Genomic DNA, 13343 nt, shown 5'->3' with positions numbered 1-13343 from the left:
GTAGTGCCAGACGCTGAAGTTCGACCCGCAGGCGGGCGCCTTCAGCGTCTGGCACTACGAGCACCAGTTCCCGATCCGGCCCCTGAACTACCCGACCATCCTCAACCGGGTGCTGGCCGCGCTCGGCGAGGTCGGCGACGACGCCTCGGCCGAGCTGATGGCGATCTCCGAGCGCCTGCGCACCATGGGCGAGGAGACCAACCCGGAGCGCCGCCGGGGCTTCCCGGAGGAGGCGGAGGGGCTGAAGCAGCGGCTCGCCGCCGTCTACGCCGCCGCGCCGACGATCCGCGACGCGATGGAGCGGGGCTTGAAGCTCCTCAACGGCGTCAAGGGACACCCGGACAGCTTCGGGCCGCTCCACCGCCTGTTGGAGAGCCAAGCCTACCGGCTGGCCCACTGGCGCATCGCGTCGAGCGACATCAACTACCGCCGCTTCTTCGACGTGAACTCGCTGGCCGGCCTGCGGGTGGAGAAGACCGACATCTTCCACCGCTCGCACGAGACCGTGTTCCGGCACGTGCGGGAGGGCCGCATCGATGGGCTGCGCATCGACCACATCGACGGTCTGGCCGATCCGCTCGGCTACGCCCGCGCGCTCCAGGCGGCCGTGGGCCCGGGCTTCTACGTCGTCGTCGAGAAGATCCTCGAGCCCGGCGAGAAGCTGCGGCCCTGGCCGGTCGCCGGCACCACCGGCTACGACGTGCTGAACCAGCTCGACGGCATCCTCGTCGACAAGGAGAAACAGGCCAAGGTCCGCCGGATCTACGAGTGGGCCTCCGGCTTCGACGAGCCCTACGGCTTCCAGCTCCGCGCCGCGAAGGCGGAGATCCTCGAGATCAGCTTTGCCAGCGAGCTGGAGGTTCTGACCGCAGACCTCAAGGAGGTGGCCGATTCCGACCGGCGCACCCGCGATTTCTCGGTCAACGCCATCCGCCGGGCCCTCATCGAGATCATCGCGCGCTTTCCCACCTACCGCAGCTACCTGCCGCCGGAGCTGGAGGACGCCGAGATCGAGGCGGAGGACGTGCGCCTGATCGAGGGCGCGGTCGCCAAGGCCAAGCGCTGGTCCGGCCTGCCGGACCGCTCGGTGCACGACTTCGCGCAGAACGTCCTGCTCGGCCGCGTGGAGACCGCGGGACCGGGCCGGCCGGACCCGCGTACCGTGCTGCGCTTCCGCCGGCGCTTCCAGCAGCTCACGGGCCCGGTGATGGCCAAGAGCCTGGAGGACACGCTGTTCTACCGCTACGCACTGCTCCTCGGCCTCAACGAGGTCGGGGGTGATCCGGGCGAGTACGGCATCGACGCGGAGCATTTCCACGCGCTCCAGGCGGCGCGCGCCCGCGACTGGCCGAACGCCATGATCACCACGGCGACGCACGATACCAAGCGCGGCGAGGATGCCCGCACGCGCCTGCTCGCGCTCTCCGAGATGCCGGATGCCTGGGCCCGCGCCTGGGATCTCTGGCGCTCGACCGCCGGGCCGCACCTCGCCACGATCGACGACGAGCCGGCGCCCGACGCCAACGACCAGTGGATGTTCTTTCAAGGAATCCTCGGCGCGTGGCCGCTGGAACTCCTCGAGAAGGACGAATCTGCGGCGATCGAGGACTTCCGCAACCGCCTGATCGCCTACGGCGAGAAGGCGATGCGCGAGGGCAAGCGCCGCTCCAGCTGGGTCAACGTGGACGAGGCCTACGAGGGCGCGGTCAAGCGCCTGTTCGAGGCGATCATCGCGCCGGGCTCGGATTTCCTGCGGGAGCTGCGCCCCTTCGCGCAGCGCCTGGCGCATCTCGGCATGCTGGCATCTTTGAGCCGCACGGTGCTCAAATGCACCCTGCCGGGCCTGCCGGACACCTATCAGGGCACCGAGTTCTGGGACTTCTCCTTCGTCGATCCCGACAACCGCCGCCCGGTGGACTACCCGGCGCTGGAGCGGGCGCTCGAGGAGGGCCGTCCGGCGGGCGAGCTGATCGGCACGTGGTGGGACGGGCGCGTGAAGCAGGCGGTGCTGGCCAAGCTCCTGGCCGAGCGCGCCGAGCGGCCGGGCTTCTACGCCGACGCGGACTACCGAGCCCTGCCGGCCGAGGGCGCGAAGGCCGCCCACGTGCTCGCCTTCCAGCGCGCGGACGGGGCGGGAGACGGTGAGGATCTGGTCGTGGCCGTGCCGCGCCTCGTCTCCAAGCTCTTGCCCGAAGGTAAGGTCTGGTCCGGCGAGGGCTTCGCCGGCACGTCCCTCGACCTCGGCGCGGGCACGCGCTGGCGCGATCTCGTCACCGGCGAGACCCGCGCGGGCGGGCGGGCCGACTGCGGCGAGCTGTTCCGGCACCTGCCCTTCGCGATCCTGCGACGGCAGGCGTGACATCAAGGCCCTGACATGAAGGCCGCCTAAACAGTGGCCCCAGGGCCCGCGAATGGCAGAAAATTCGCGGGCCGCACGCCCGGAGCAGGCCGGACGCTCGGGCGTTAGCCCCACACGCGAGACGACGAAGAGGCCCGCATGAACGCACCGACCACCGCGACGAAGGCCGCCCCGGCGACCGGCGTCGAGGCCCTGCCGGCCGCTTTCGCGCCGCGGGCCGAGGGGCCGCGGATCTACAACCTGTTCCCGCTCTTGGTGGGGCGCGTCTCCGACTGGACGCGCGAGCTGCCGCGCATCGCGGCGCTGGGCTTCGACTGGGTCTACCTCAACCCGTTCCACCAGACCGGCGGCTCAGGCAGCCTCTACGCGGTGGCCGATCCCGACCGCCTGGACGAGCGCTTTCGCGACGACGACGGCCGCTCGGACGACGACCAGATCCGCGATTTCTGCGCGGCGGCCGAGGCCTCCGGCCTCAAGGTGATGACCGACCTCGTCATCAACCACACGGCCAATGACGGAAAGCTCGCCCGCGAGCGGCCCGACCTCTTCCTGAAGGATGCGGAGGGCAAGATCGCCAGCCCCTTCGCGGTCGATCCCGACGACCCGTCGAAGCGCACGGTCTGGGGCGACCTCGCCGAGCTCGACTACCATGCCGAGCACGCCCGCCACGAGCTGACCCGGATCTGGGGCGCCTACGTCGCCAAGCTCCAGAGCTTCGGCGTGCGCGGCTTCCGGTGCGACGCCGCCTACATGGTCCCGGCCGAGACCTGGCGCGCGCTGATCGGCGAGGCGAAGCGGCGCGATCCCGAGAGCCTGTTCGCCGCCGAGACGCTGGGCTGCACCTTCGAGCAGGCCCGCGACACCGCGGGCGCCGGCTTCGACTACCTGTTCAACTCCTTCGCGTGGTGGGACCTGAAGAAGGGCTGGGCGCTGGAGCAGTACGAGCGCCTGCGCATCCTCGCCCCCTCCATCGCCTTTCCGGAGAACCACGACATGGGCCGCCTCGCGGCCGAGGTGGTCGGCGGAGCGGCCGAGATCGCCGCGCACCTGCGCGCCCGCTACGCGCTCGCCGCCTTCTTCTCGGCCGGCGTGCTGATGCCGGTGGGCTACGAGTGGGGCTACCGCCGCCGCCTGCACGTGGTCGAGACCACGCCCGCCTCCCGCGAGCATGACACTGGCATCGACATCTCGGCCTCGGTCGCGGCGATCAACTACCTGCGCGCCGAGATCCCGGCCGCCAATGTCGAGGGCGCGCAACAGCGCATCTCCGCGCCCGATTCCGACCTCGTGGCGCTCGCCCGCTACGACACCGGCCACCACGCCTCGGCGCGCAACGCCGTGATCGTGCTCTACAACCCGACCGAGCGCCCGCTCCCGGTCGATGCCGGCACGCTGATCGCCCGCACGGGCGGGATGCTCGGGCCGTGGACCGACCGCACGCCGGAGGCCGAGCCGATCGCCTTCCACCCGGGCAGTGCGATCGATCTCGCGCCGGGGGAGCTGCGCATCATCACGGCGGACGCCGCGAAGGTCGCGCGCCTGCCCCTCCACGACAGGCCGGAGGGCAGGGGCCGGGTCGTCATCGAGGCGGTGACGCCCGAGCTCGATGGCGGCCGCTCGGCGGTGAAGCGCATCGTCGGCGAGCAGCTGCACGTCGAGGCCGACATCTTCTCGGACGGCCACGAGATCATCGACGCGGCCGTGCTCTCCCGCGTCGCCGGCACGGAGCAGTGGCGCCGCGATCCGATGGTCTTCATCGACAACGACCGCTGGGGCGGCAGCGTCCCGCTGGAGAAGAACGCCCGCTACGAGGTCACGATCGAGGCGTGGCGCGATGCCTTCTCGTCCTGGATGCGCGACACCCTGAAGAAGCGCGACGCGGGCGTCGACGTGCGCCTGGAGACGATCGAGGGCGTGGCCCTGGTTCAGACCGCTGCCGACCTCGCCACCGGCCGCGACAAGGACCGGCTCGCCGCGCTCGTCGCGGCGCTCGGTGCCGAGGAGAGCGGCTCGGCCGCCCAGCTCGACCGCATCCTCCGGCCCGATTCCGTGACGCTCGTCCGGGCGCACGCCGAGCGGGTGAACCTCTCGCGCTATCCCGTCGTGCTGCCGGTGATCGTCGATCGCCTCGCGGCCCGGTTCTCGGCCTGGTACGAGATCTTCCCGCGCTCGCAATCGATGGACGTCAACCGCCACGGCACGTTCCAAGATGTGATCCGGCGGCTTCCCGAGATCCGCGAGCTCGGCTTCGACGTACTCTACTTCACGCCGATTCATCCGGTTGGCCGGACCAACCGGAAGGGCAAGAACAACACCCTGAAGGCGCTGCCGGGCGATGTCGGCTCGGTCTACGCGGTCGGCGCGGAGGAGGGCGGGCACGAGGCCGTGCACCCGGATCTCGGCACGCTTGAGGATTTCGAGCAGCTGGTCGCGGCGAGCCACGCCTACGGCATGGAGATCGCCCTCGATTTCGCGATCCAGTGCTCGCCCGACCATCCCTGGATCAAGAACCACCCCGAATGGTTCGAGTGGCGCCCGGACGGCACGCTCAAGTTCGCCGAGAACCCGCCGAAGAAGTACGAGGACATCTCGAACGTCCACTTCTACGGCGGCGCGCTGCCCTCGCTCTGGATCGAGCTGCGCGACATTCTGCTCGGCTGGTGTTCGCGCGGCGTGCGCATCTTCCGGGTCGACAACCCGCACACCAAGCCGATCCCGTTCTGGGAATGGGTGATCGCCGAAGTCAACGGCCAGTATCCGGACGCGATCTTCCTCGCCGAGGCCTTCACCCGGCCGAAGATGATGAAGAAGCTCGCCAAGGCCGGCTACCAGCAGAGTTACACCTACTTCACCTGGCGCAACACGAAGGCGGAGCTGACCGAGTACGCGCTCGAACTCGCCGGCGAGATGGGCGAGTACTACCGCCCGAACTTCTTCGCTAACACCCCGGACATCAACCCATACTACCTCCAGACCAGCGGTCGGCCAGGCTTCGTCGTCCGTTCGACGCTCGCCGCCACGCTCTCCTCCGTCTACGGCATCTACAACGGCTTCGAGATGTGCGAGGCCGCGCCATATCCGGGCAAGGAAGAGTACCTGAACTCGGAGAAGTACGAGCTGAAGGCCTGGGATTATCACCGGCCCGGCAACATCCGAGAGCACATCATCAAGCTCAACCAGATCCGGCGGGAGAACCCGGCGCTCTGGGATTTCCGCAATGTCCACTTCTGCGGCGCCTGGAACGACGAGATCATCGCCTACGCCAAGGTGACGCCGGAGATGGACAACTGCGTCTTCGTGATGGTCAACCTCGACCCGAAGAACCGCCAGGAATGCACCTACGAGGTGCCGCTCTGGCTGTTCGACCTGCCCGACGACGGCGCGGTCGAGGTCGAGGACCTGCTCCAGGGCTACACCTTCGAGCTGCGCGGCAAGTCCCACCGGATCGCCCTCGATCCGGCCGAGCGTTCCTGCGTGATCTGGCGCCTCAGAGTGCCCCGTCGCCTTGCGGGATGAGCGCCCGCGTGCGACCAGACACCGATCCGGCGCGGTCCGCCGCGCTGTTGCCGCGATGATGCGGTCAAGCCGCATCTCCCCCGTTCACGCACCGACTCAGGTCGGGCGGGACCGGCCCCGACCCGACCCGACGCATGAGGCAGCGACGCGATGATCGATCGCAGCGATCCGCAATGGTACCGTGACGCCATCATCTACCAGATCCACGTCAAGTCGTTCTTCGACTCGAACAACGACGGGATCGGCGACTTCGCCGGGCTGACCCAGCGTCTCGACTACGTGCGCGATCTCGGCGTCACCGCGATCTGGCTGATGCCGTTCTACCCCTCGCCGCTGCGCGACGACGGCTACGACATCGCCGATTACCGGGACATCAACCCGTCCTACGGGACCATGGAGGATTTCCGGGCCTTCGTGGCGGCGGCGCACGAGCGGGGCCTGCGCGTCATCACCGAGCTCGTCATCAACCACACCTCGGACCAGCACCCCTGGTTCCAGCGCGCCCGCGAGGCGCCTCCCGGATCGCCGGAGCGCGACTTCTACGTCTGGTCGGACACCGACGAGCCGTACAAGGACACGCGCATCATCTTCCTGGACACCGAGGTCTCGAACTGGACCTGGGATCCCGTCGCCAAGCAGTATTTCTGGCACCGCTTCTACTCGCACCAGCCCGACCTGAACTTCGACAACCCGGCGGTGCTCGAAGCGGTCATCGAGGTGATGCGCTACTGGCTCGACATGGGCGTCGATGGGCTCCGGCTCGACGCGATCCCCTACCTGATCGAGCGTGACGGCACGAACTGCGAGAACCTCACGGAGACGCACGACGTCATCAAGGCGATCCGCGCGGCGCTGGACGCGAGCTATCCGGATCGCATGCTCCTGGCCGAGGCCAACCAGTGGCCGGAGGAGACGGCGCAGTATTTCGGCGACGGCGACGAGTGCCACATGGCATTCCACTTCCCGCTGATGCCGCGCATGTACATGGCGATCGCGCGCGAGGACCGGCACCCGATCACCGACATCATGCGCCAGACCCCGGAGATCCCGGAGGGCTGCCAGTGGGCCATCTTCCTGCGCAACCACGACGAGCTGACGCTCGAGATGGTGACGGCGGAGGAGCGCGACTACCTCTGGTCGTTCTACGCCGCCGAGCGCCGCGCGCGCATCAATCTCGGCATCCGCCGCCGTCTCGCGCCGCTCTTGGAGAACGACCGGCGCAAGATCGAGCTGATGAAGTCTCTCGTCCTGTCGATGCCCGGCACGCCGGTGCTCTACTACGGCGACGAGATCGGCATGGGCGACAACATTTATCTGGGCGACCGCGACGGCGTGCGCACGCCCATGCAGTGGTCGCCGGACCGCAACGGCGGCTTCTCGCGGGCCAACCCGCAGAAGCTGTTCCTGCCCTCCGTGCAGGACCCGATCTACGGCTTCGACGCGATCAACGTCGAGGCGCAGGTCCAGGCACAGACGAGCCTGCTGAACTGGACGCGGCGCATGATCGCGATCCGCAACAACTCGGTCGCGCTCGGCCGCGGCACGATCCAGTTCCTCTACCCGTCGAACCGCAAGGTGTTGGCCTGGATCCGCGAGTTCGAGGGCGAGCGCATCCTGTGCGTCGCCAACCTCTCGCGGGCGCCGCAGGCGGTGCAGCTCGACCTGTCGGAGCTGCGCAGCGCGATCCCGATCGAGCTGACCGGCGGCACGGAGTTCCCGGCGATCGGCGAGCTGCCCTACCTGCTGACGCTGCCGGCCTACGGCTTCTACTGGTTCTCGCTCTCCTCGGCGAATACCGGCGCGGTCGGTCCGCAGCGCGAGGCGCCGGAGCTGTTCACGCTGGTGCTCACCGGCGGCATCGAGTCCCTGGTGGCGGGCCGCGAGCGCACCGCCTTCGAGCGCACGGTGATCCCGCCCTTCCTGGCGAGCCGCCGCTGGTTCGGTGCCAAGGGCTCGCGCATCAAGGGCGTGCAGATCATCGACTGCGCGGTCCTGAAGGAAGGTGAGGGCGAGGCCCGCTTCCTGCTGCCGCGCGTCACCGTCAGTTTGGCGAACGGCGACCGGCAGGACTACTTCGTGCCCGTCGGCGTGGACGAGGGCCGCGAGGACGAGACCCTGATGCCCTACGCGGTCGCGCGCGTCCGCCGCGGGCCGCGCACCGGCCTGCTCTACGGGGCGGCGGGCTCCAGTGACTTCGCGGTCGCCCTGATCGACGGGATGCGCGACGGCCGCGAGATCTCGACCGAGCGCGGGACGCTCGTCTTCTCGAAGACCTCGGCCTTCGATCCCGAGATCCCCTACGAGGCCGGCGAGGTGCGCCGCCTCTCGGCCGAGCAGAGCAACACCTCGATCGCCATCGGCTCGAAGATGATGCTGAAGCTGCTGCGGCGGCTCCAGCCGGGCACCCATCCGGAGGTCGAGGTCGGGCGCTTCCTCACCGAGGTCGCGCACTTCACCAACACCCCGGCGCTGCTCGGCACGCTGGAGCACGTCGCCGAGGACGGCACCCGCACCGCGCTCGCCGTGCTGCAGGGCTACGTGCTGAACCAGGGCGATGCCTGGACGGTGATGCTGGAGGGCCTGCGCCGCGATTTCGAGACGGTGGTCCTGGCCCCCGAGAGCGAGGCGCCTCAGCCGGAAGAAGCCTTCAGCGCGCATCTGCGCTGGGCCGACCTCCTCGGCCGCCGCACCGCCGAGCTGCACCGGGCGCTCGCGACCGACAGCGACGACGCGGCCTTCCAGCCGGAAGCGTTCGGCGCGGACGACCTCGCCGTCATGGGCCGCGACGCCCGTCTGCAGGCCGAGCGCGCCTTCGCGGGCATGAAGAATGTGGTGGAGCGCGGGCTCGATCGGCCGAACGTCGCCGAGCTCCACGGCCGCCGCGGCGAGGTCGAGGCCCTGATCGCCGCGCTCACCCAGGGCACGCCGCGGGGCGCGCACAAGACGCGCATCCACGGCGACTACCATCTGGGCCAGGTACTGGTCTCGGAAGGCGACCTCATCATCGTGGATTTCGAGGGCGAGCCCTCGCGTCCGGCCGACGAGCGCCGCGCCAAGTCGACGCCCCTGCGGGACGTCGCCGGGATGCTGCGCTCCTTCGCGTACGGCGCCGAGACCGTGATCCGCGAGATCGCGAGCCGCTTCGCCGACTCGGAGGGCCGTGGGCGCAGCGCCGCTGTGGCGTGGCTCGGCATGATCAACGAGGCGTTCCTCGCCGGCTACACGGACGCGGTGCGGGAGAGCCCGGCCGCCGTCACGGACCCGGCGACGCAGGACAATCTTCTTCGCCTCTCTCTGCTGATCAAGGCGCTCTACGAGATCGACTACGAAGCCAACAACCGTCCGGACTGGATCGAAATCCCGGCACGCGGGGTTCTCAACATTCTGAACGAACGCACCAAAGGCGCTTGAATGACGGCGATCGACGACAGCTTCGCGAGCGGAACCGAGCGCGGATCTGCTCCGCCCCGGGCCGCCGAGGCGCCGCCGCCCGCCGCGCGTCCGAGCCTCCACCCGGACACGATCAAGGCGGTGATGGCGGCCGATCACGGCGACCCCTTCGGGATTCTCGGTCCGCACCAGGTCGGACCCGGCGCCTGGGAGGTCCGCGCGGTGCTGCCCGAGGCGCGCGCGGCCACGCTCCTGACTGCCGGGCGCAGCATACCGTTCGAGCGGCGCCACCCGGACGGCTTCTTCATCGCCTCGGTGAAGGGCGAGGGCCGCCCGCTCTACGAGATCGAAGTCGAGCACTGGGACGGGTCGCGGCGCAAGCGCTACGATCCCTACAGCTTCGGCTCCTCGATCGAGCAGCACGACGTCAACGCGCTGCGCGAGGTGGGCACGAACGTCGTCTACCGGATCCTCGGCGCCCAGCAGGGCAACCTCGACGGCATCGACGGTTTCCGCTTCGCCGTCTGGGCGCCGAACGCCCGGCGCGTCAGCGTGGTGGGCGATTTCAACGAGTGGGACGGCCGCCGCCACCCGATGCGGCAGTGGCAGGACGGCGGTGTCTGGGAGCTGTTCGTCCCCGGCCTGAAGGTGGGGCAGACCTATAAGTTCGAGATCCGCGGCCCCGACGGCTCAGTGCTGCCGCTGAAGGCCGATCCCGTCGCCTTCCGGGCCCAGCACCCGCCGGAGACCGCCTCCGTCCTCAACGGCGCCACACGCTACGAGTGGCAGGACAAGAGCTGGATGGAGACGCGCGGCGCGCGCGACCCGCGCCACAGCGCGATCTCGATCTACGAGGTCCATCTCGGCTCGTGGGCGCGGGTACCCGACGAGGGCAACCGCTACCTCACCTACAAGGAGATGACGGAGCGGCTCATCCCCTACGTCAAGGAGATGGGCTTCACCCATATCGAGCTCCTGCCGATCACCGAGTTCCCGTTCGACGGGTCGTGGGGCTACCAGCCGGTCTCGCTCTTCGCGCCGACGAGCCGCTTCGGCACGCCGGAGGAGTTCGCGGCCTTCGTGGATTCGGCGCACGAGGCCGGCATCGGCATTCTGCTCGACTGGGTGCCGGGCCACTTCCCGCTCGACGCGCACGGGCTCGGCCTGTTCGACGGCACGCATCTCTACGAGCATGCCGATCCGCGCCAAGGCTTCCACCAGGATTGGGGCACCTACATCTACAATTTCGGGCGCACGGAGGTCGCGACCTTCCTCGCCGCCAACGCCCGGTTCTGGCTGGAGCACTACCACCTCGACGGCCTGCGCGTGGATGCGGTCGCCTCGATGCTCTACCTCGATTACTCGCGCCGCGCGGGCGAGTGGATCCCGAACCAGTACGGCGGCAACGAGAACCTCGACGCGATCAATTTCCTCCGGAAGACCAACGAGGCGACCTACGCGCACGCCCCCGGGACGATCACAGTGGCGGAGGAATCGACCTCCTGGCCCGGCGTCTCGCACCCGACCTACACGGGCGGCCTCGGCTTCGGCTTCAAGTGGAACATGGGGTGGATGCACGACACCCTGCAGTTCATCTCGAAGGAGCCGATCCACCGGCGCTACCACCACCACGACCTGACCTTCGGCCTGCTCTACGCCTTCTCCGAGAACTTCGTGCTGCCGCTGTCCCACGACGAGGTCGTGCACGGGAAGGGCTCGCTGCTCGGCAAGATGCCGGGCGACCGCTGGCAGAAGTTCGCGAACCTGCGCGCCTATTTCGGCTTCATGTGGGGGCACCCGGGCAAGAAGCTGCTCTTCATGGGCGGCGAGTTCGGCCAGGAGCGCGAGTGGAACCACAATCAATCCCTCGACTGGCACCTGCTCGAAGATCCGCTGCACCGGGGCGTGAAGGACGCGATCCGCGACCTCAACCATCTGTATACCTCGACCCCGGCCCTCTACAGCCGCGACGTCGAGGCGGGCGGCTTCCAGTGGCTGGTGGCGGACGACCAGGACAACAGCGTCATTGCCTGGGCCCGCAAGGGCAAGGAGCCGGGCGAGATCGCGATCGTCGTCTCGAACTTCACGCCCGTGCCGCGCCAGGGCTACCGCATCGGCGTGCCGGAGGCGGGCTTCTACCGCGAGGCCTTCAACTCAGACGCCGAGGTCTACGGCGGCTCGAATGTCGGCAACCAGGGCGGCCTGCACAGCGACGACAGCCCGAGCCACGGGCAGGCGCAGTCCCTGAACCTGACCCTGCCGCCGCTCGGCACGACGATCTTCGTGCTGCAGCGCTGAGAACGCGAGAGGCGCGCGGGTCGGCCCCGCGCGCCTCTCGTGATGGTCGTGGTCTCGAAAGGTCGACGACCTTTCGGGGGGCCAGGGCATCGCCGTTCAGGGTTCCGCCTCGAACCCTGCCAAAGGGCCTGGGGCCCTTTGAAATCCCGGTTCAGGCCGCGCGCCAGCGCGGCGCGGCGTTGCCGAAGGCGCGGGCGTAGAGGGCGGCGTAATGGGCCGCCGAGTTGTCCCAGCCGAAGCTGCGGCCCATCGCGGTCCGGCGCATGGTGTTGAGGCGCTTCTTCTGCCCGAACGTGTCGAGCGCGCGCCGGACCGCGCCACCGAAGCCGCCCTCGTCCTTCTCCGAGAAGCTGAAGCCCGTCACCCCATCCTCGACCGTGTCGGCGAGGCCGCCGGTGCGCCGCACGATCGGCAGGGAGCCGAAGCGCTGGGCGTACATCTGGGCGAGGCCGCAGGGCTCGAAGCGCGAGGGCATCAGCAGGAAGTCGCTGCCCGCGAACATCCGGCGCGCATCCGCCTCGTCGAAACCGACATGCACGCCGACCGCCTCCGGGTACTTGCGGGCGAGGTTGCGCAGGGCGTTCTCGAAGCGGCCCTCGCCCTGGCCGATCACCACCATCTGGCCGCCCTCGGCCACGATGGTCTCCGCCGCCTGGATCGAGAGGTCGATGCCCTTCTGGTGGACCAGCCGCGACACGATCGCGAAGAGCGGCCCGCGCGAGACCGCGAGGCCGAAATGCTGACGCACGGCCTCGGCGTTGGCGCGCTTGCCCTTCCAGTCGTCGGCCTCGAAGCGGGTGGCGAGGTACGGATCGGTGCGCGGATCCCAGCTCTCGTCGATGCCGTTGAGGATGCCGGCGAGCCGGCCCTGGCTGGCCCGGGTGCGCAGCAGCCCGTCGAGACCGCAACCCATGTCCGGCGTCTGGATCTCGCGGGCGTAGGTCTCGCTCACCGTCGTGACGTACGAGGCGTAGTAGATGCCCGCCTTCAGGAAGGAGAGCTGACCGTAGAACTCCACGCCGTTCACCTGAAAGGCGGAGTCGGGCATGCCGAGCCGGCCGAGATTGGCCTGCGGGAACAGGCCCTGGTAGGCGAGATTGTGGATCGTCAGAACGCTCGGTACGCGCAGGCCCCGCCACGCGAGATAGGCCGGGGCGAGGGCCGCCTGCCAGTCGTTGAGGTGCAGGAGATCCGCGCGCCAGGCCGGGTCGGCGCCGACCGCGATCTCGGCGGCGGCGAGGCTGAGCCGCGCGAAGCGCAGGTCGTTGTCGCCGAAATCACCCCCCGCATCGCCGTAGGGCGTGCCGTCGCGCTCGAACAGGTCGGCGTTGATGAGGACGTAGATCTGCAGCCCGTCATCCGTCTCGATGAGGCCGAGATCGCAGGCCGGCACCCCCGCATAGCCGTTGAGGCGGGCGACCACGGGGATATCGGGGTGGGCCGCACGAACCTGTCGGTAGCCGGGGATCAGCACGCGCACGTCGAAGTCGCGGCGCAGCGCGCGCGGCAGCGCGCCCGCGACCTCACCGAGGCCGCCGGTCTTCACGAAATCCGCCATCTCCGGCGTGGCGAACAGCACGCGCGGCTGTAGTGAGGTTCGAGAGTCGAGGGAGGGATCGGGCGCAAGGCAACGCTGCGGCTCGTGGCTCTCGCCGTCCGAACAACCCCAAAAACTCATTGCAGCGTTCTCGATACGGGCGGATCGCCCGAGACGGGCTGAGGCGCCCGCGGCCAAGTTCGACATGGCAACGCTCCCGAGCCGGGTCGGTTCCTGTGCGTC

The 13343-nt window shown here is 69.3% G+C and carries 4 protein-coding genes and 1 pseudogene; 4 read left to right on the top strand and 1 reads right to left on the bottom strand.

From position 1 onward, the window contains the following. Positions 1-13: 13 nt before the first annotated feature. The 4 genes and pseudogenes from treY to glgB all read left to right on the top strand — a co-directional run. Positions 14-2359: pseudogene (gene treY / locus MFF54_RS15280) on the top strand (malto-oligosyltrehalose synthase); the annotation flags it as partial. A gap of 138 nt (positions 2360-2497) precedes the next feature. Further along, positions 2498-5875, top strand: a complete 3378-nt coding sequence (locus MFF54_RS15275; protein WP_238303718.1) for a maltotransferase domain-containing protein — start codon at positions 2498-2500, stop codon at positions 5873-5875. Between the two features lie 150 nt (positions 5876-6025). Further along, positions 6026-9286, top strand: coding sequence for a maltose alpha-D-glucosyltransferase (gene treS, locus MFF54_RS15270; protein WP_238303717.1), 3261 nt, complete (start codon positions 6026-6028; stop codon positions 9284-9286). After that, complete coding sequence (gene glgB, locus MFF54_RS15265) at positions 9287-11563, top strand: 1,4-alpha-glucan branching protein GlgB (protein WP_238303716.1); 2277 nt, start codon at positions 9287-9289, stop codon at positions 11561-11563. 151 nt (positions 11564-11714) lie between these two features. Here the strand turns inward: glgB and glgA are convergent, their stop codons facing one another. Next, on the bottom strand, positions 11715-13241 hold the full coding sequence (gene glgA, locus MFF54_RS15260; RefSeq protein WP_238303715.1) for a glycogen synthase GlgA: 1527 nt from the start codon (positions 13239-13241) through the stop codon (positions 11715-11717). Positions 13242-13343: the final 102 nt, after the last annotated feature.

Source organism: Methylobacterium gregans, assembly GCF_022179245.1.
Classification (GTDB): domain Bacteria; phylum Pseudomonadota; class Alphaproteobacteria; order Rhizobiales; family Beijerinckiaceae; genus Methylobacterium; species Methylobacterium gregans.
The sequence above is the reverse complement of the archived record's forward strand: the minus strand, read 5'-3'. Positions and strand labels throughout refer to the sequence as shown.